An 18,960-nucleotide genomic window follows, 5' to 3' on the forward strand; every position below is an offset into this window, starting at 1 on the left:
CATGGAAGTATTTTTAGTCAAAAATCAAAAAGGCCTTCGATGCGGATACACCACAGGGAGCTGTGCGGCTGCGGCGGCAGGGGCGGCCGCACAGCTCCTGCTGTCGGGCGCCGCCCCGCAAACCGTGCACCTCTTGACCCCCAAAGGCATTGTGGCCGATATCAAGGTCGTCCAGGCGCGATTGCAGGACGGCGCGGCGGTATGCACGGTGCGGAAAGACAGTGGGGACGACCCGGATGTAACGGACGGTATCGAAATCTGGGCTTCCGTTACCTGCATACAAGAGGGCTTTTTGATTACGGGCGGCGCGGGCGTAGGGCGCGTCACACGCCCCGGCCTGGCCTGTAAAGTGGGGGCGGCCGCGATTAACCCTGCCCCCCGCGAGCAGATTCTGCGGCTTCTTCGGGAAACCGCGGAAAAGCATGGATACGCAGGCGGGCTCCATGCTGTGATCGGTGCAAAAAACGGGGAGGAGGTCGCCAAAGCCACGTTTAACGGACGGCTCGGCATTGTCGGCGGGATTTCCATTTTAGGCACGAGCGGCATCGTCGAGCCGATGAGCGAGCAGGCGCTGACCGATACCATCCACGTGGAACTGGATAGCCGCTGGGCGGCTGGCGAGCGTGATTTGCTTGCGTGCCCCGGCAACTACGGGCGCGATTTTGCACGTTCATGTCTCGGCATCAACTTGGATGCTGCCGTAACCACTTCCAACTATATCGGCGAAACCCTTGATTATGCTATTTATAAAGGCTTCCATAGCCTCCTTTTCATCGGCCACGCGGGCAAGCTGGTAAAACTCGCAGCGGGTGTAATGCAGACGCATTCCTCGATGGCGGATGGCCGCCAAGAGATTTTTGCCGCGCACGCCGCGTTGCACGGCGCTTCCCGGGATACGGTTCGCCGTCTGATGGGGAGCATTACGGTAGACGAATGCATCGGTATTTTGCGGGATGCGGCAATTTTGCAGCCTGTGCTCCAAAGTATCGCATATAAAATTGAAGAACATCTCGAAAAACGCACGCGCGGTGCGCTGCGTACCGAATTTATTATATTTACAAACGCAAGCGGCGAACTGCTCCGTTCGGAAGGGGCGGCGGAACTGCTGAAACGGTTTCAGGAGAAGGGTATATGAAAAAAGGTGTTTTATTCGGGGTCGGGGTTGGCCCAGGGGATCCGGAACTGATTACCCTCAAAGCGGTGCGGATCCTGCACGAGGCGGATGTGGTCGCAGTACCGGCGTCCGGCGACGGCCGCAAGACCGCACTTGCGATCGTGGAATCCCATGTGAAGGATAAGCCGCTGCTCGCATGTGCGACGCCAATGCTGCGTAATAAACGCAAGCTTGCGGAAAATTACGATATGGTGGCGGAAACGCTCACCCGTCTGCTTGACGAGGGAAAAACGGTCGCGTTTATCACCCTGGGCGACCCGTCTATTTATTCGACATATATGTATATCCACCATCGCGTGGTTGCGCGCGGTTATGAAGCGCAGCTCATTCCGGGAGTGCCGTCCTTCTGCGCCGTTGCGGCGCGACTCAATACCTCGCTTTGCGAAGGCTCGGAGCTGCTACATATCATCCCGTCCTCGCATGAAAGCACGGAGGCCGGGCTGAACCTCCCGGGCAACAAGGTGCTGATGAAGGCCGGGAAATCCATCTGCGCGGTGCGCGACCGCCTGGCGGAGGATGGCAAATTGGACGATGCGGCAATGGTGGAATGCTGCGGCATGGAAAATGAAAAGGTATACCACACGCTACGGGATTTGAGTGACGCTTCCAGCTATTTCTCCGTAATCGTTGTGAAGGAGGGCAAGGAATGATCCAGTTTGTAGGGGCAGGCCCCGGCGCGCCGGATTTAATTACCGTGCGGGGCGCCAAGCTGCTGCGCGACGCGGATGTGATCGTCTACGCGGGCTCGCTTGTCAACGCCGCGCTCCTGGATGATGTGAAACCGGGATGCCGGATTTATAACAGCGCAAAAATGACACTGGAAGAAGTGCTCGACGTGATGGTCGCCGCTGAGCGCGCCGGGGAAAAAGTCGTACGCCTCCACACGGGGGACCCCTGTGTTTACGGCGCGCACCGCGAACAAATGGACGCGCTCGACGCGGCGGGTATCAGCTATGCGGTGTGCCCCGGCGTTTCCTCCTTCTGCGGCGCGGCGGCGGCACTTAAGGCGGAATATACCCTGCCTGACGTCAGCCAGACCGTGATCTTGACCCGCATGGAAGGCCGCACGCCGGTGCCGGAAAAGGAAAAGATCGAGCTCCTTGCGTCGCATGGCGCGACCATGGTGATCTTTTTGTCGGCCGGGATGCTGGATACCCTGTCAACGCGTCTGGTTACAGGCGGATATGCGCCGGAAACCCCGGCCGCGATTGTTTACAAGGCAACTTGGGAAGATGAGAAGGTCGTCCGGACGACAGTCGCTGGGCTTGCAGAGGCGGCGCGCAGCCACCAAATCACCAAAACGGCGTTGATTACGGTCGGCGGTTTCTTAGGCGATGCGTATGAACGCTCCAAGCTATACGACCCGTCCTTTACAACGGAATTCCGCGAGGCAACCCATCCATGACCCATCTAAAAATTGTTTCGTTTACACCCGGCGGCGATGCCCTCAGCCTCCGGCTGCGCAAAACACTCCCCGGTATGCTGCTGCAGCGCTATGCGCGCAGCACCGATCCGTCGCTGCGCCATACGGAACTGCGCCGGTTTACGCAGCAGGCGATGTTTGATTGTGGCGGCCTTGTTTTTATCGGCGCGGCGGGGATCGCTGTGCGGTCGGTCGCGCCGTTTTTACGGGGCAAGGCGGAAGACCCCGCCGTGGTGGTCGTTGACGAGCAGGGAAAATATGTAATACCACTGCTGTCGGGGCATCTTGGCGGTGCAAACGCTTTGGCCGTGCAAATCGCCGCAGCCATGCATGCGACGCCTGTGCTGACCACTGCGACGGATGTCAACGGCCTGTTCGCCGTGGACACCTGGGCAAAGGCACATGGGTTCGAGGTATGTGAAACGGATCGCATCCGCTATGTATCTTCCGCACTTTTGCGGGGCGAAACCGTCGGCCTGCGTTCGGATTTCCCGGTCTGCACGCCCCTGCCGCAGGGGGTGGCGCTGCAGGCGGAAGGGGGGGCGGGCATCGTCCTATCCGTCCGCAACGGGGACGAGCCGTTTACGCATACGCTGCATCTGGCGCCGCGGGCGGTCTGGGCCGGGATCGGCTGCCGCAAGGGCGTTGCATCCGGCACGCTGGAACAGGTATTGCTGGAAGTTTTGGAGCGGGAACACGTGCCGCTTAGCGCCCTGTGCGGCCTGGCGACCATAGATATTAAGGCGGAAGAACCGGGTTTGCGCGCGCTTGCGGCAAAGTACCGGCTCCCGATCCGTGTATTTTCCGCAGGGGAATTGCAAAGCGCAGGGGGGACATTTACGCCTTCCGCGTTTGTGCGGCAGACGGTCGGTGTGGATAACGTCTGTGAGCGTGCGGCGGTATGCGCATCCGATGGGACGCTCATTAGCAGCAAGGCTGCCGCAAACGGCGTCACGGTCGCGCTTGCGGCAGAAAAAAGAGAGGTGCATTTTTCATGAGTATCTGCATGGCGGGCGTGGATCACGAGCATGCCGAAATCGGCCTGCGTGAACAAGTCTCCTTTGTAGCCGGCCAGGTCGGCGCAATCCTCCAGGGTATCTGTAATACGGCCGGCGTCCTTGGGGCGGTCCTCATTTCAACTTGCAACCGCACGGAACTATATGTATCCTGCGAGGACGCCGCGGGGATGCAGCCTGACCGGCTGCTCTGTTTAGCGGCGGGCGCATCATATGAGTTTTTACGTCCCTACTTCGTACTGCGCGAGGGGGAAGACGCCGTGCGCCATCTGATCGAGGTGGCTTGCGGCTTGCGGTCGCAGATATTGGGGGAAGACCAAATCGTAACGCAGGTGAAACAGGCGGCCGCTTTGGCGCGCCAGGCGCACGCTTCGGATGCGGTGCTCGAAACCCTGTTCCGCTGTGCGGTGACCGCGGGCAAAGAGGTCAAGACGCAGACGCGCCTGACGGCAGTCCCGCTTTCGGCGGCACACCAGGGCGTGGCAATGGCGGCAGAGTGGCTCGGCGGCCTGGATGGAAAGCGCACCGTGGTGATTGGCAACGGCGAAATGGGGCGGCTGGCGTCTGACCTGCTTATACAGGCGGGATGCGCGGTCACTGTGACGCTGCGCTCCTACCGGCACGGGGAAACGATCGTGCCGCGCGGCTGTAAAACCCAGCCGTATGACGACCGCCTGGCTGTGATTGACGGATGCGACCTTGTGATCAGCGCCACGACCAGCCCGCACTATACTTTAACGGCGGAACAGGTTACCGGGCTTGCGCATAAACCCCGTTTACTGGTTGACCTTGCGCTGCCGCGGGATATTGAACCGAATATCCCGGAGGTAGCCGGGGTGGATTGTGTCAATATGGATGACCTTGGGCGTGCAAATACGGAAAATGAGGCGGCGCGGCGGGAAGCCGCAGCTATCGTACAAAAATACATGGACCGTTTTTATGAATGGGTGGACTATCGGGCGGCATTGCCGGTTATCGCATCCTTGAAGCAGACGGCGCTCGAGCGCGTGTGCAACGACCCGCTTTATTTGGAACTCAGCCAGGACGGAGCGGAGGAGGAGATGACACGCCTTGCCGTGGAAAAGACGGTGGATATGCTGCTCGGCGGCATGAAAGAGGCGGTTTCTGCGAACCTGCTGGAAAAGTGCCTGGAAAAAATGCAGAAAAGTGTATCACATGTGGAGAAAGCGGGGGGCAGGGTATGAAGGTTTATGTAATCGGCCTTGGGCCGGGGGGCGAAGAACAGATGACCCTGCGCGCGGTGCGTGCGTTGGCGCAATGCGACTGTGTTGCCGGGTATCCGCTGTATTTGGAGTTAATCGACGGCCTGATCGCCGGGAAAGAACGGATCGCCACCCCGATGAAGCGCGAAGTGGAGCGCTGCACTGCGGCGCGCGACGCTGCGCTGCAGGGCAAAACCGTCGCGATGGTATCCTCCGGCGACGCCGGGGTTTATGGAATGGCCGGGGTCATGCATGAGGTATGCGCCGACTACCCGCAGATAAACATTGAGGTGATCCCGGGCGTGACGGCGGCCTGCGCGGGCGCGGCGGTGCTGGGCGCGCCCTTAATCCATGATTTTGCGGTCATTTCGCTCAGCGACCTGTTGACCCCGTGGGAAAAAATTGAAAAGCGCCTGCTTGCCGCAGCAGAAGCGGATTTTGTGATCTGCCTTTATAACCCGTCGAGCAAGAAACGCGCCGATTACTTACGCCGCGCCTGCGATTTAATTTTGCAGCACCGCGACGGCAGTACGCCATGCGGCACTGCGCACAGCATCGGACGCGAAGGGGAGCACGGCGAGTATTGCACGCTTTCTGCATTGCGCGGCAAACAGGTGGATATGTTTACGACCGTAATCATCGGCAATAGCCAGACGCGGATGGTGAACGGCAAAATGGTTACGCCGCGAGGGTACCGGGCAGTATGAGTATTCTGGTTTTTGCAGGCACCAGCGAGGGACGCAAGCTGGCGGAATTCCTTTCTGCCGGCGGCCTGGCTGCGGATATTTACGTGGCGACGGAATATGGGGAACTGTCCTTGCCCGTGCTGCCCGCCGTCACGGTACACCGCGGACGCCTTACAACGGAACAGATGGAGGCGTGTATGGCGCCGGGGGTGCTGGTTATCGATGCGACGCACCCGTATGCCGACGTTGTCACGGCAAACATCCGCCAGGCCTGTTCTGCGCGCGGTGCGGAATATATCCGGCTGTTGCGCCCGCAGGTTGCGTCGGGGCAACCGGTGGTGACAGTCCCGGATGCCCAAGCGGCTGCGGCGTATTTAAATACAGTCACAGGCGCAGCGCTACTCACAACGGGCAGCAAGGAACTCAAGGCGTTTACCACGGTGCACCGCTTTGCGGAACGGCTGTACCCGCGCGTCCTGCCCACGGCGGAGGTGCTGCAAAAATGTGCGGAGCTGGGTTTCTCAGGCCGCTCGATCATCGCAATGCAGGGGCCGTTCTCGCACGAACTCAACGTTGCATTGCTGCGCCAGACACGCGCAAAATATCTGGTTGCGAAGGATTCCGGCGCAGCGGGCGGATTTGCAGAAAAGCTGAGCGCGGCAAAGGAAACCGGCGCGACCGTCCTGCTGATCGCGCGCCCTACCAAGGAAGAGGGCTTGACGCTGGAAGAAGTAGAAGCGCTGCTGCGTGCACGTTTCCCGATGGCACGGCTGGCCGCGGCAAGCCGTTTCCCGCTGTTCATATCCCTTGTGGGGCGGCGGGTATTGGTGGCCGGCGCGGGCAGGATCGCCGCACGGCGGATTCTCGTACTGCAACGTTTTGGGGCGGATATTACGGTGGTTTCACCGGAGTGCGCGGTCGAAATCGACTGCGGTACTATACGGTATTTTGGCCGCAGTTATGAAAAAAGCGATCTTTCGGGCGCTTTTTTGGTAATTGCAGCGACAAACGACCGGCTGGTGAACGCACGCATTGCACAGGACTGCCGGGAGGCCGGTATCCTGTGCAGCGTTGCGGACAGCGCGTCGGAAAGCACCTTCTTTTTCCCCGCCGTCTGTACAGCGGGAAAGCTGACGGCCGGTGTGGTCTCAGACGGCAGCGACCATTCTGCGACCGCACGCGCCGCCGCACAAATACGCGCTATTTTACAGGAGGGAACAGATGCAGGAGATTAGAATCGGGAGCCGCGACAGCTTGCTGGCAGTTATCCAATCGGAAACGGTCATCGCATCCATCCGCCGGACGGATCCGGAAACGGACGTACGGCTGATCACCATGAAAACCACCGGCGATAAGATCCTGGATCGCACGCTTGACAAGGTCGGCGGGAAAGGGCTGTTCGTCAAAGAACTTGACCGGGCGCTTGCAAACCATGAGGTCGATTTTACAGTCCACAGCCTGAAGGATATGCCGATGGAACTGGCGGACGGGTTGCCCATTGTCGCAGTCTCCCCACGTGCCGACGTCCGCGACGTCTTGGTGCTGCCGGAGGGCGTGGATACCTTGTCCCCGGAGCTTCCGATCGGCTGTTCCAGCGCCCGCCGCCGGATCCAGCTGCAAAGGCTGTTCCCGGGTTATCGCATCGAATCCGTCCGCGGGAACGTACAGACGCGGCTGCGTAAGCTGGATGGGGGACAGTATGGGGCGCTGGTGCTGGCTGCCGCTGGGTTGCACCGCTTGGGGCTGGAACACCGGATCAGCCGGTACTTTTCTGTGGATGAAATCCTGCCGGCCGCCGGACAGGCGATAATCGCCGTCCAAGGGCGTGCAGGGGAAGATACGGGCTGCCTTCGCGGCTATCACGATCCGGACGCCATGGCGTGCATGCTCGCAGAACGCGCCTTTGTACGTAAGCTGGATGGCGGCTGTTCTTCCCCGGTTGCCGCCTATGCGCATTTGGAAAATGGGCGGCTGCATGTCCGTGGGATGTATGTCAGCGAAGACGAAAAAAACGTGTGCTTTGGGGAGCGCACCGGCTTGCCGGGGCAGGCGGTTCAATTGGGAACCCTGCTCGCCGAACAGCTGATGGCAGAAGGGGGAAAAGCATGAGCGGTTGTGTAATACTGGTTGGCGCCGGCCCGGGCGGCAAAGGGCTACTGACGCTGCGCGGCGCGGAAGCGATCCGCCATGCGGATGTGATCGTGTACGACCGCCTGGTGGGGCGGGATATCCTTGCGATGATGCCCGATACTGCCGAAACCATAAACGTCGGGAAGGAAAGCAACCATCATCCGGTACCCCAGGAGCAAATTAACAGCCTCTTAGTGCAGAAAGCGCTGGAGGGCAACCGGGTAGTGCGCCTCAAGGGCGGCGATTGCTACCTGTTTGGCCGCGGTGGGGAAGAGGTCGAGGCACTGGTCGAGCATGGCATCCCCTTTGAGGTAGTGCCCGGCGTCACCTCAGCCCTGGCTGTCCCGGCATTTGCTGGCATCCCGGCCACACACCGCGATTTCTGCTCCTCCGTCCATATCGTGACGGCGCATGCCCGTGCGGGCGGGCAGCTGCATATCGATTTTGAAAGCCTTGTAAAACTAAACGGCACGCTGGTATTCCTGATGGGCGTAACCGCGCTGGAATTCCTGATGAACGGCCTTTTGCACGCGGGGATCGACCCGAAAATGCCCGCCGCAGTCATTGAAAACGGAACGCGTTATAACCAGCGTAAGCTGGTTGCAGACGTTTCCAGCTTGGCCTCCCGTGCCGTGGAGATGGGTCTGCAAAGCCCCGCCATCATCCTCGTGGGAAAGGTTTGCGCTTTGGCGGACCGTCTGGATTGGTTTTCCGGGCTTCCGCTTCATGGCAAACGCATCATCGTCACGCGTCCGAAGGCGCGTATGGGGACGCTGTCCGACCGTTTGCGCGCGCTGGGCGCGGGCGTCCTGGAATTCCCCTGCATTGAAACGGAGGAAATCACGGACAGCCCGGCGCTGGAAACGGCGCTTGACAGCCTGCCGGGGTACGCATGGATCGTGCTGACCAGCCCGGCCGGCGTACCGTCTATGCTGCACGCGCTTCAAACGCGTAAACTGGACTTCCGCGCGCTTTATGGCAAAAAAATCGCCGTGATCGGCAGCGGTACGGCCGCGGCGCTTGCGGAATACGGCATTACCGCGGATTATATGCCGCAGCGGTTTGACGCCAAGCATCTGGGCGAGGGCCTTTGCGACATCGTTGGGGCAGGGGAACGCGTCCTTCTGCTCCGCGCTGCGCAGGGTTCCCCGGAATTGACCGCAGCGCTCGATGCAAAATCGATCCCGTACGACGACGTGCCGGTTTATCATACGGTTTGCAGGAGCGGCCAAAGCGCGGAACTGACCCGTGAGATTGCAGCGGGTGAGGTTGATTATGTGACCTTTACCAGCGCATCCACCGTGCATGGGTTCGTACAGGCCGTGCCGGACGCCGACGTTTCAAAATTTACGGCGCTGTGCATTGGGGAGCAAACCGCTGCGGAAGCGAAAAAATATAAAATGGACACATTAGTGGCGAAAAATTCCACTTTGGACGATATGATCACCTGTATTTTGAAGGGAGAGTAAGTGCTATGATGCAGCAAATTATCCGGCCGCGCCGCCTGCGCCGCACGCCAAGCCTGCGCAAGCTGGTGCGCGAAACCCGCGTTTCGGAGGAGAGCCTGATTTGGCCGATTTTTATCCGTGAGGGTGAAAATATTTACGAAGAAATCCCGACGCTGCCCGGGCAGTACCATTACAGCCCGGATCAGGTATATCGTGCGATTGAGCGTTGCCTTGAAACCGGCGTATCCAAGGTGATCCTCTTCGGGCTTCCGAAGGAAAAAGACGAGATAGGCTCGGGCGCGTGGGCGGAAAATGGGGTCGTACAGCAGGGTATCCGTGCAATCAAGGAAAAATATCCGGATTTTTATGTCGTTACCGACGTTTGCATGTGTGAGTACACTTCCCACGGCCATTGCGGTATCCTGTGCGACCATGACGTTGACAACGATAAGACCCTGGAGGTGCTGGCAAAAACGGCACTGAGCCATGCACAGGCCGGCGCGGATATGGTTGCGCCAAGCGACATGATGGACGGCAGGGTGGAAGCCATCCGCGATATCCTGGACGAAAACGGTTTTGAAAATATCCCGATCATGTCCTACGCTGCAAAATACGCTTCCTTTTTCTATGGCCCGTTCCGCGACGCCGCGGGTTCCGCGCCATCCTTCGGCGACCGCCGCTCCTACCAGATGGACTGGCACAACGGCCGCGAAGCAATGCGTGAATGCGAGCTTGACCTGGAAGAAGGCGCGGATATCCTGATGATCAAGCCTGCGCTGAGCTATCTGGATTTGATTTATCAGGCGCGCGAGCGTTTTGACGTACCGGTTGCGGCCTATTCTGTCAGCGGCGAATATGCGATGGTGAAAGCGTCCGCTGCCGCTGGGCTGATTGACGAATACGGCGTCATGTGCGAATCTGCGATCAGCATTTACCGCGCGGGCGCGGATATCCTGATCACCTATTTTGCGCCTGAACTGGCGCAGGCGATCCGGAAAGGGGATATCGGTTGATGGATACTTCGGAAAAGCTGTTTGAGCGCGCCTGTAAAGTACTGCCCGGCGGCGTAAACAGCCCGGTACGCGCGTTCCGCGCCGTAGGGGGCAAACCGCGATTTATTCAAAAAGGGCTTGGCAGCCATATCACCGATGCGGATGGTGTGGAATATGTCGACTTTGTAGGCTCTTGGGGGCCGATGATCCTTGGGCACAGCCATCCGGACATTTTAAAGGCCGTATCGGAACAAATGGTGCATGGCCTATCCTTTGGCGCGCCCACAGCGCTTGAAGTTGAGATGGCGGAGCGTATGGTCGCCATGGTGCCGCACATTGAAATGGTGCGTATGGTCAATTCCGGCACTGAGGCCGTTATGAGCGCGTTACGCTTGGCGCGCGGCGTTACGGGACGGGATAAGATCATAAAGTTTGAGGGTTGCTATCATGGCCACAGCGATTCCATGCTGGTCAAAGCCGGTTCCGGCGCCCTGACCGGCGGCGCGCCGGACTCCAAGGGGGTGCCGGAAGGCGTAGCGGCCGATACCCTGACCGCACAGTATAACAGCCTTGCATCCGTTGAAGCCCTGCTGGAAGCGAATAAAGGACAGGTTGCAGCGGTCATCGTGGAGCCGGTCGCGGCCAATATGGGCGTCGTGCCGCCGCAAGACGGTTTTTTACAAGGTTTGCGCAAGCTTTGCGATGTGTCCGGCGCGCTGCTAATTTTTGATGAAGTGATTACCGGGTTCCGCCTGGCGGCAGGCGGGGCGCAGGAATACTTCCATGTCCGCGCAGATATTGTAACTTATGGCAAAATTATCGGCGGCGGCATGCCGGTTGGCGCTTATGCCGCCGGCAGGGAACTGATGGAGCAGGTTGCCCCGTGCGGGCCGATCTATCAGGCAGGCACCTTGTCGGGCAACCCGGTTGCAATGGCGGCCGGGATTGCGCAGCTCCGGCTGTTGGAAACGCACCCTGAATACTACGGCCAGATGGCGCGGGGCGCGGCCTATTTGGCGCAGGCGCTCCGGGACGCGGCGCAGCGCCACGGTGTTTCGATGGTGGTGAACCAAGTCGGTTCGCTGCTCTGCCCCTATTTTACAGGGCAGCCGGTCGACTGTTTTGCCGCAGCCAAGACTTCGGATACGGAGCAGTATGCAGCGTATTTTAACGGCATGCTCCGGGAGGGGATTTATCTCGCCCCGTCGCAATATGAAGCGATGTTTGTCAGCGCTGCGCACACGGAAAGCGATTTACAGCGCGTAGCAGCCGCTGCGGACAAGGTTTTTGCAGGGTTATCAAACAATTAAGGAGACTTTGCACATGGGACGCTGTTTTCAAATCATAGGGGCCGGCCTGGGGGACGAGTCGCATCTGACGCTGGAAGCCCGGGAGGCCATTTGCGGCGCAGGCGCCGTGTTTGCAACAGCCCGCTTGGCGGACGGCCTGCGTTCCCTGCGTCCGGATATTGCGGTGCAGCCGATCGGCAGCCTCGCGCAGGCCGCACGAAGCGCGTCCGCAGACCCGGTCGCCGTCCTGGTGTCCGGGGATGTAGGCTTCTTTAGCGCCGCACGCCGTTTACGGGAACGATTGCTGCCTTACGGCACGGTCAGGCTGTTTTGTGGACAAAGCTCCCTGCAATACTTCTGTGCCAAGATAGGCAGGACGTATGACGATGCGATACTAGCCAGCCTTCACGGAAGGCAGGGGAGCCTGCTTGGCCCGGTTAGCTACCATGGCAAGGTGTTTGCGCTTACCGGGGGGGAGCATACGGCGCAAACCATTTGCCGGGAGCTGGCAGACGCTGGGTTAGGGGCGGTCCGGGTGCACCTCGGTGAAAACCTGGGCGCACCGGAGGAATATATCGCAAGCGCTGACGCGCAGGTTTTTGCCCAAAGACCCTGCGCCGACCTCGCCGTACTGCTGATTGAAAACGCGCAGGCTGCAGACTGTACGCAGCCGGTATACGACCGCGATTTGCTCCGCGGCAAGGTTCCCATGACGAAAGAGGAAATACGTTGGGTATCTGTGTCTAAGCTTGGCGTCCGCCAAGCGGATACCGTCTATGATATCGGCGCGGGGACCGGTTCCGTGGCGTTTGAACTTGCGCGGCGCGCGCACAGCGGGATCGTCTATGCCGTGGAACGTAAGCCCGAAGCGGTTGAACTGCTTATACAAAACCGTGCCAGGCTTGGCGGCTATAATGTAAAAATCATAGAGGCGTCCGCCCCCCAAGGGCTGGATGCCTTGCCGACACCGGATGCGGCCTTTATCGGCGGCAGCGGCGGCAACCTTCATGAAATCCTTCGTTTGCTGAAACACAAAAACCCGGCCGTGCGCGTTGTTGTCAACGCGATTGCGCTGGAGACATTACAAGAAGCGATGGCGGCTATGGACAACCTGGATTTTGCGAATGTGGAAATCATTCAGGTCGCGGCCGCGCGCGGCAATGCGGTCGGGAAGTACACGATGATGACGGCCAACAATCCGGTTTTCATCATCAGCGGGGGTGGCAAGCATGGTAGCTGAACTGCCCAGGCTCCTGATCGGCGGCGTAGGGAGCGGTTGCGGCAAAACCACTGTCACCAGTGCGATTTTGCAAGCCTTCTGCAATCGCAATTTCATTCCGGCCGCTTTTAAATGCGGTCCTGATTACATCGACCCGATGTTCCACACGCGGGTCATTGGGGCGGCCTGCCGGAACCTAGACCTTTTTCTGTGTGATGAGAGCACCGTGCGGTCATTACTGGCGCACAACAGCCAAAACGCGCCGCTCGCGCTGATCGAAGGCGTGATGGGTTTTTATGACGGTGTGGGCGGAAGCTCGGATTGGGCATCTGCGGCGGATTTGGCGAACAAAACAGATACACCTGCCGTGTTAGTGCTATCCGTAAAGGGAAAATCCTTGTCACTGGCTGCCGAGCTGCAAGGCTTCCTGTCGTTTCGTGAAAACACGATTGCAGGCGTGATATTGAATTGCGTATCGAAAGCTATGTACCCGTTTTATCGGGATATTATCGAGGAACACACCGGGCTGCATGTATATGGGCATCTCCCAACGGAAAAACGGGCGGCAATCGAAAGCCGTCACTTGGGGCTGGTCACGGCAGATGAAATCTCCGATTTGCAGGAACGCCTTAATGTTCTTGCAGATTTGGCGGAGGAGTGTATCGACCTTGACGGCCTGATCCGTTTGGCACATACCGCGCCGCCGTTCTATTACGAAGCGCTGCTGCGCGAACTGGCCTGTACGGCTCCTGTCCGAATTGCGGTCGCACAGGATTCGGCCTTTTGCTTTTATTATCAGGACAGCCTGGAACTCCTGGAGGAACTTGGCGCGGAACTGGTACCCTTTTCCCCGTTGGAGGACCGTGCGTTGCCCGCCGGTATTTCCGGCGTATATATCGGCGGCGGATATCCGGAACTGTATGCGGGGCGGCTCAGCGAAAACGACTCAATTCGAGCCGATCTCCGCCGCCAGATTACAAACGGGCTGCCAACGCTTGCGGAATGCGGCGGCTTCATGTATTTGCATGAAGCGCTGGACGATGCCAGCGGCTGCGCGTTTCCCATGGTCGGCGTGATCAAAGGGGTGGCGCGCCTACAAAAGCGTCTGCAAAATTTCGGATATGTTACGCTCACGGCAATGCAGGACAATTTGCTGTGCCGTGCGGGAGATCAAATCCGCGCGCATGAATTCCATTATTCCGTATCAGACGACAACGGCTGCGCTTTTGTCGCGCAAAAGCCGATGCGTGCAAAAAGCTGGCCGTGTATCCATGCCTCTGCGTCAATGTGTGCGGGCTACCCGCATTTTCATTTTTATGCCAACCCTGAATTTGCGGCGTCCTTTATACGCCGGTGTGATGCCTACCGAAAGGAGCGAACGACATGACGTTGGAAGAGACCCTGCGTGCGATCCAGCCGGTGGATGCAGCGATTGTCCAGGAAGCGCACCGGCGGCAGAGCGCAATGGCAAAACCGCTTGGCGGGCTGGGGCTCCTGGAAGAAACGGTAAACCGGATTGCGGGTGCGCAAGGTACCGCCGATGTGCGGATCGACAAGCGATGCGTCGTCGTGTTCTGCGCGGATAACGGCGTCGTCGCGCAAGGCGTCACACAATGCGGCCAGGACGTCACCGCGACGGTGACGGAAAACCTGTCGAAGGGCGATACGACCGTCTGTATTATGGCGCGCCGCGCCGGGGTTGACGTGCTGCCGGTTGATATCGGCGTCGCGCGTACAGTCGAGGGCGACAAAATATTGCGGCGCAAGGTCATGCCCGGGACGCGGGATATGACGGTTTGCCCGGCGATGACGCGGGAGGAAGCGATCCAGGCGGTCGAAACGGGGATCGGGATTGCCCTTGACTGTAAAAGCAAAGGATACCAGCTCCTGGCGACGGGGGAGATGGGGATCGGCAATACCACAACGAGTTCTGCGGTCGCATCAGTGCTGCTGGGTCTGGAACCGGAAGCCGTAACCGGCCGCGGCGCGGGCTTGTCGACGGAAGGCCTTATGCGTAAAATCAACGCAATTCGCCAGTCGATCGCACTGCATCGGCCTGCCGCTTCCGACCCGGTCGATGTGATCGCAAAAGTCGGCGGTCTGGATATCGCAGGCATGGTAGGCCTGTATCTCGGCGGTGCGATGTGTAACCTCCCCGTCGTGATGGACGGCTTTATCTCCGCCGTGGCCGCGCTTGCGGCCGTGCGCCTGTGCCCGGCCGCGTGGGATTATATCGTCCCCTCCCATGTATCCGCGGAACCCGCGGGAAAATGCATGCTGGACGCGCTCCATCTCCAGCCCCTGATTTGCGCGGGCATGCGGCTTGGCGAAGGGACGGGCGCAATTGCGGCCATTAGCCTGCTCGACCTCATGGTGGCGGTCTACCATGAAATGGTGCGTTTTGACGAAACCAATATCGAGGCATATAAGCCCCTGACATAAGAGGAAAAATGCTGATTGTAATTACAGGCGGTTCGGCAAGCGGAAAATCCGCGCATGCCGAAGACATGATATGCCGCTACGCCCCGGCATCGCGGCTGTATCTCGCGACAATGGAGCCGTTTGGAGCGGAAGCGCGTGCCCGCATCGCGCGGCACCATGCGCTGCGGCAGGGAAAAGGGTTTGAAACCGTGGAATGGTACCGCGACTTGCCGGCGTTAAACCTGGGCAAACGGTATCATGGTATTTTACTCGAATGCATGTCAAATTTACTTGCAAATGAAATGTTCGCGCCGCAAGGGTGTAGGGAAGATGCAGTCCCAGGCATATTGCAGGGCGTCAAGAAGCTGGAAGCGGCATGTAGTTGCCTGGTGGTCGTGACGAATGAAATTTTTTCGGACGGGCTGCCCTATCCTGTGGAAACGGTTGCCTATATTGATACGCTGGGGCGGTTAAACACGGCGCTTGCGCAAATGGCGGACGCCGTTGCGGAATCCGTATGCGGCATTTTGGTGCCGGTGAAAGGGGCGGAATATTTTTGAAAAACCTGATCTCCGGCTTTTGTGTGGCTTTTTCGCTTTACTCAATTATCCCGATGCCGCGAACCGAATGGGATAAGCATACGATGAAATACGCGCTTTGTTTTTTCCCGCTGGTCGGCGTGATTGTGGGCGCGCTGCAATATCTATGGTTTTTGTTTGCGCGCCATACCGGGCTGGAAACCGTCCTGTATGGCGCGGTCAGCGTGCTAATACCGCTCGTCGTGACCGGCGGCATCCATCTCGACGGCTTTACCGATACAAGCGATGCGCTCTGCTCCTATGGCGACCAAAAGAAGCGCCTGGAGATTTTGAAGGACCCGCACGTCGGCGCATTCGGCGTGATGTACCTCGCAGCTTTGCTGCTGCTTCAGCTTGGCCTGTTTTGCCAGCTTTATCAGGCGCCCGCCTGCATTGCCGTGCTCTGCGTCGGGTACGCGCTCGCACGCACGGTGGGCGGCAGCGCGATCGTATGGTTAAGGTGCGCAAGGGATTCCGGCCTTGCCTACATGTTTTCGGAAGCGAGCGACCGTAAGACCGTCCGTTTCGTCCTGGCCGCAGAGATGATACTTTGCCTGATGGGGATGATGCTGCTGTCCCCATCCTGCGGCGGCGCAATCCTTGCAGTCCTTGCAGTCCTTTGGCCGGCTTATAAGCATTTTTGTGCCCGCACCTTCGGCGGCGTGACCGGCGACCTGGCGGGATTTGCAATTACCGGGACGGAAACGATCGTTATTTTGGCCTGTGTCGTTGCGGGCTTGATTTTGAGGTGAGCTAGTTGACCGTTTTATATATTGGGGGCGCGGCACAGGGGAAACGCGCATTGGCGATGGCGACGCACAGCCTAATCGAATCTCAGGTTGCGCAAGGCGGCGCGCTGCAAAGCGCCGATGAACTGCGCACCGCTAAAATGCTGGATCAGCTCCATCTGTTGACGCGGCGCATGTTGGAACGAGGGGAGCAACCGTCACAATTGTTGCCCTGGTTGCAAGATAAGGTCGTCGTCTGTGATGAAATCGGCTGTGGTATCGTTCCGTTGGACCCTTTTGAGCGGCAGTGGCGGGAGGAGACCGGCCGCCTGTGCTGTGAAATCGCAAAGGTGGCCGGAACCGTGATCCGGGTACATTGCGGTTTGCCACAGTTTATAAAGGGGACGCTGCCATGAGGGCGAGCGCGGTTTGTCTTGGTTTCATCCTGGATGCAGTTTTTGGCGACCCGCATTGGCTCTGGCATCCGATTTGCGCAATCGGCTCGCTGATTGCAAAGGCCGAACGCATTGTGCGGCGGTTGTTCCCCAAAACGGCGAAAGGCGAACACGCCGCCGGCGTCCTGCTTTGGTGCGTCGTATGCTTCTTATCATTTGCGGTGCCATTTGTGATCCTATGGATCTCAGGGATGGTCCATCCTGCCTTGCAGTATGTGCTCGAGGTGCTGTTTTGTTATCAGATCTTTGCGCGGCGTTCCTTGCGGGACGAAAGCCTGAAGGTATACGCGCGGCTCGCAGAAGGGGACTTGGATGGCGCGCGCCTGGCGGTGTCCTATATTGTGGGACGCGATACGGCCGCATTGACGGAAACGGGCGTGGTCAAAGCCGCGGTCGAGACGGTGGCGGAAAATGCGTCGGACGGCGTCATCGCGCCGATGCTGTTCCTGTTGATCGGCGGCGCGCCGCTTGGGTTTTTCTATAAGGCCGTCAATACGTTGGATTCCATGGTTGGCTACAAAAACGAGAAATACCTCAATCTGGGCCGCTTTTCCGCCCGGATGGACGACCTGTTTAACTGGATTCCTGCAAGGTTGTCCGCATTTTGCATGATCCTCGGCGCGCGGCTCGTTGGTTTTGACGGCAAAAACGCGCTTCGTATCTGGAAGCGCGACCGGCGGCGCCATGCCAGCCCGAATTCCGCGCAGACCGAGTCTGCCTGCGCCGGCGCGCTGCATATCCAGCTTGCAGGCGATGCGAGCTACTTTGGGAAAGTGTATCAAAAACCGACCATTGGGGATTTCGACAGGGCGGTCGAAGCGGAAGACATTGACCGTGCGAACCGTCTCATGACGGTTGCATCCGTCATCGCGCTGCTGCTGCTGCTGGTAGCCGCTTTCATAATGGAATTGCTTATTTACTGAGGAAGAAAAGGGGAAGTGTATCGATGCATCTGATACATGGCGGTGATATTTACGGATATGCGGAGCGGCATGGGGGTGCCCTGCCATTGGACTTGTCCGCGAATATCAACCCGTTTGGCATTCCTCAGGCGGTGCGTCAAGCGATGCATGATGCGTTGGATCATTGCGACCGTTATCCCGACCCGCTGTGCCGCGCGCTTTCACAGGCAGTTGGCGAGGTAGAACAGGTGCCACCCAGCTGGCTCTTTTTTGGGAACGGGGCAGCGGACGTCTTGTTCCGTTTGTCCGCGGTAATTAAGCCAAGGAAGGCGCTCCTTACCGCCCCTACCTTTGCAGAATATGAACAGTCGTTGCCGGACTGTAAAATTTGCTACCATTACTTGACCGAGGCGGAAGGGTTTGCAGTGACGCCACGGATATTACAGGACATCAAGCACGGCATCGACGCGGTGTATCTCTGCAACCCCAACAACCCGACAGGGCTTACGCTGTCCCCCACGCTGTTGCGCGAAATCTATGGTGCCTGTGTGTCAATAGGCGCTTATCTGGTCGTTGACGAGTGCTTTAACGATTTTTTGATGGATGCAGCGGTGCATACGGTCAAGCACCTACTGCCGTGCTATCCCAAACTCATCATTCTGCGTGCGTTTACCAAAATGTACGCGATACCCGGGGTTCGGCTGGGATATTGCATGTGCGCCGACCCTGCGTGTATCGAAGCGTTGCGGCAGGCCGGACAGCCTTGGAACGTATCCGTAATCGCGCAGGCTTGCGGGGTGGCGGCTGTGGGTTTACAGGGGTTTGCACAGCAGACAGCGCAAAGGGTCGCGGAAGAGCGCGGGTTCCTGGTACAGGCGCTCCGCCGACGTAGGATTACGGTTTTTGACGGCCAGGCAAATTTCCTGCTTTGGAAAGCGCAGGACACGGCGCTGCATCAAAAGCTGGAAGGGAAGGGCGTTTTAATCCGGGACTGCTCCAATTACCGCGGGTTAGCGCCCGGGTTTTACCGGACTGCGGTAAAACAGCGGGAGGACAGCTTACGGTTTTTACGCGCATTAGACGACATACTTTAACAGGGTATCATACATGACAGATTATTTGCTTTGCATCGACGGCATGGAGGGGGAACCCGAGCCGCTTTCCTTCCCGCCGCAACATTTAAAAATGACGGGCACAGTGCGAACCGTACCGGCGGGCGCGGGTCCGGGTAGCTTAGGCTGTATTCCCCGCCTGCTGGGGGCGCGGGGAGGGGGGC

19 protein-coding genes are annotated in these 18,960 nt (G+C 58.8%); all 19 read left to right on the forward strand.

Going from position 1 to position 18,960, the window contains the following annotated elements:
* Nucleotide 1 precedes the first annotated feature (1 nt).
* The 19 genes from cbiD to CZ203_RS10705 are packed head-to-tail and all read left to right on the forward strand — an operon-like array spanning nt 2 to nt 18,778.
* Nucleotides 2–1,135: a cobalt-precorrin-5B (C(1))-methyltransferase CbiD gene (cbiD, locus tag CZ203_RS10615; protein WP_087066071.1), complete on the forward strand. Its 1,134-nt coding sequence runs from the start codon at nt 2–4 to the stop codon at nt 1,133–1,135.
* Nucleotides 1,132–1,824 (forward strand): precorrin-2 C(20)-methyltransferase, encoded by a 693-nt coding sequence (gene cobI, locus CZ203_RS10620; RefSeq protein WP_087066072.1) that lies wholly within the window; start codon nt 1,132–1,134, stop codon nt 1,822–1,824. Before cbiD ends, cobI begins: the two co-directional genes overlap by 4 nt.
* A complete protein-coding gene (cobM, locus tag CZ203_RS10625) occupies nt 1,821–2,579 on the forward strand; it encodes a precorrin-4 C(11)-methyltransferase (protein ID WP_087066073.1) in 759 nt (252 codons plus the stop codon). The genes cobI and cobM overlap by 4 nt, the downstream gene beginning before the upstream one ends.
* The gene (locus CZ203_RS10630; RefSeq protein ID WP_087066074.1) at nt 2,576–3,595 is read left to right on the forward strand and encodes a cobalt-precorrin 5A hydrolase; all 1,020 of its coding nucleotides are present in this window, start codon (nt 2,576–2,578) and stop codon (nt 3,593–3,595) included. Before cobM ends, CZ203_RS10630 begins: the two co-directional genes overlap by 4 nt.
* Nucleotides 3,592–4,818 (forward strand): glutamyl-tRNA reductase, encoded by a 1,227-nt coding sequence (gene hemA, locus CZ203_RS10635; RefSeq protein ID WP_087066075.1) that lies wholly within the window; start codon nt 3,592–3,594, stop codon nt 4,816–4,818. The genes CZ203_RS10630 and hemA overlap by 4 nt, the downstream gene beginning before the upstream one ends.
* Nucleotides 4,815–5,543 (forward strand): precorrin-3B C(17)-methyltransferase, encoded by a 729-nt coding sequence (gene cobJ, locus CZ203_RS10640; protein ID WP_087066076.1) that lies wholly within the window; start codon nt 4,815–4,817, stop codon nt 5,541–5,543. Before hemA ends, cobJ begins: the two co-directional genes overlap by 4 nt.
* Nucleotides 5,540–6,757 (forward strand): precorrin-6A reductase, encoded by a 1,218-nt coding sequence (gene cobK, locus CZ203_RS10645; RefSeq protein WP_087066077.1) that lies wholly within the window; start codon nt 5,540–5,542, stop codon nt 6,755–6,757. Before cobJ ends, cobK begins: the two co-directional genes overlap by 4 nt.
* Complete coding sequence (gene hemC, locus CZ203_RS10650) at nt 6,744–7,631, forward strand: hydroxymethylbilane synthase (protein ID WP_087066078.1); 888 nt, start codon at nt 6,744–6,746, stop codon at nt 7,629–7,631. Before cobK ends, hemC begins: the two co-directional genes overlap by 14 nt.
* On the forward strand, nt 7,628–9,121 hold the full coding sequence (gene cobA / locus CZ203_RS10655) for a uroporphyrinogen-III C-methyltransferase (RefSeq protein ID WP_087066079.1): 1,494 nt from the start codon (nt 7,628–7,630) through the stop codon (nt 9,119–9,121). Before hemC ends, cobA begins: the two co-directional genes overlap by 4 nt.
* Nucleotides 9,122–9,129: 8 nt before the next feature.
* The gene (gene hemB, locus CZ203_RS10660) at nt 9,130–10,113 is read left to right on the forward strand and encodes a porphobilinogen synthase (RefSeq protein ID WP_087066241.1); all 984 of its coding nucleotides are present in this window, start codon (nt 9,130–9,132) and stop codon (nt 10,111–10,113) included.
* Nucleotides 10,113–11,402 carry a glutamate-1-semialdehyde 2,1-aminomutase gene (hemL, locus tag CZ203_RS10665; RefSeq protein WP_087066080.1) on the forward strand — a complete coding sequence of 430 codons (1,290 nt, stop codon included), beginning with the start codon at nt 10,113–10,115 and terminating at the stop codon, nt 11,400–11,402. Before hemB ends, hemL begins: the two co-directional genes overlap by 1 nt.
* A 13-nt stretch (nt 11,403–11,415) precedes the next feature.
* On the forward strand, nt 11,416–12,621 hold the full coding sequence (gene cbiE / locus CZ203_RS10670) for a precorrin-6y C5,15-methyltransferase (decarboxylating) subunit CbiE (protein WP_087066081.1): 1,206 nt from the start codon (nt 11,416–11,418) through the stop codon (nt 12,619–12,621).
* Nucleotides 12,611–13,987, forward strand: coding sequence for a cobyrinate a,c-diamide synthase (locus CZ203_RS10675; protein ID WP_087066082.1), 1,377 nt, complete (start codon nt 12,611–12,613; stop codon nt 13,985–13,987). The genes cbiE and CZ203_RS10675 overlap by 11 nt, the downstream gene beginning before the upstream one ends.
* The gene (gene cobT, locus CZ203_RS10680; protein WP_087066083.1) at nt 13,984–15,042 is read left to right on the forward strand and encodes a nicotinate-nucleotide--dimethylbenzimidazole phosphoribosyltransferase; all 1,059 of its coding nucleotides are present in this window, start codon (nt 13,984–13,986) and stop codon (nt 15,040–15,042) included. The genes CZ203_RS10675 and cobT overlap by 4 nt, the downstream gene beginning before the upstream one ends.
* Before the next feature lie 8 nt (nt 15,043–15,050).
* Nucleotides 15,051–15,581, forward strand: a complete 531-nt coding sequence (locus tag CZ203_RS10685) for a bifunctional adenosylcobinamide kinase/adenosylcobinamide-phosphate guanylyltransferase (RefSeq protein ID WP_087066084.1) — start codon at nt 15,051–15,053, stop codon at nt 15,579–15,581.
* Nucleotides 15,578–16,351 carry an adenosylcobinamide-GDP ribazoletransferase gene (locus CZ203_RS10690; RefSeq protein ID WP_159456476.1) on the forward strand — a complete coding sequence of 258 codons (774 nt, stop codon included), beginning with the start codon at nt 15,578–15,580 and terminating at the stop codon, nt 16,349–16,351. Before CZ203_RS10685 ends, CZ203_RS10690 begins: the two co-directional genes overlap by 4 nt.
* A 56-nt stretch (nt 16,352–16,407) precedes the next feature.
* A complete protein-coding gene (locus CZ203_RS10695; protein ID WP_087066242.1) occupies nt 16,408–16,743 on the forward strand; it encodes a bifunctional adenosylcobinamide kinase/adenosylcobinamide-phosphate guanylyltransferase in 336 nt (111 codons plus the stop codon).
* Nucleotides 16,740–17,705: an adenosylcobinamide-phosphate synthase CbiB gene (gene cbiB, locus CZ203_RS10700; RefSeq protein ID WP_087066086.1), complete on the forward strand. Its 966-nt coding sequence runs from the start codon at nt 16,740–16,742 to the stop codon at nt 17,703–17,705. Before CZ203_RS10695 ends, cbiB begins: the two co-directional genes overlap by 4 nt.
* Nucleotides 17,706–17,728: 23 nt before the next feature.
* Nucleotides 17,729–18,778 (forward strand): pyridoxal phosphate-dependent aminotransferase, encoded by a 1,050-nt coding sequence (locus CZ203_RS10705; RefSeq protein WP_087066087.1) that lies wholly within the window; start codon nt 17,729–17,731, stop codon nt 18,776–18,778.
* Nucleotides 18,779–18,960 lie beyond the last annotated feature (182 nt).

The organism is Intestinibacillus massiliensis, assembly GCF_900155735.1.
In the GTDB taxonomy this organism is placed as follows: Bacteria; Bacillota; Clostridia; order Oscillospirales; family Butyricicoccaceae; genus Intestinibacillus; species Intestinibacillus massiliensis.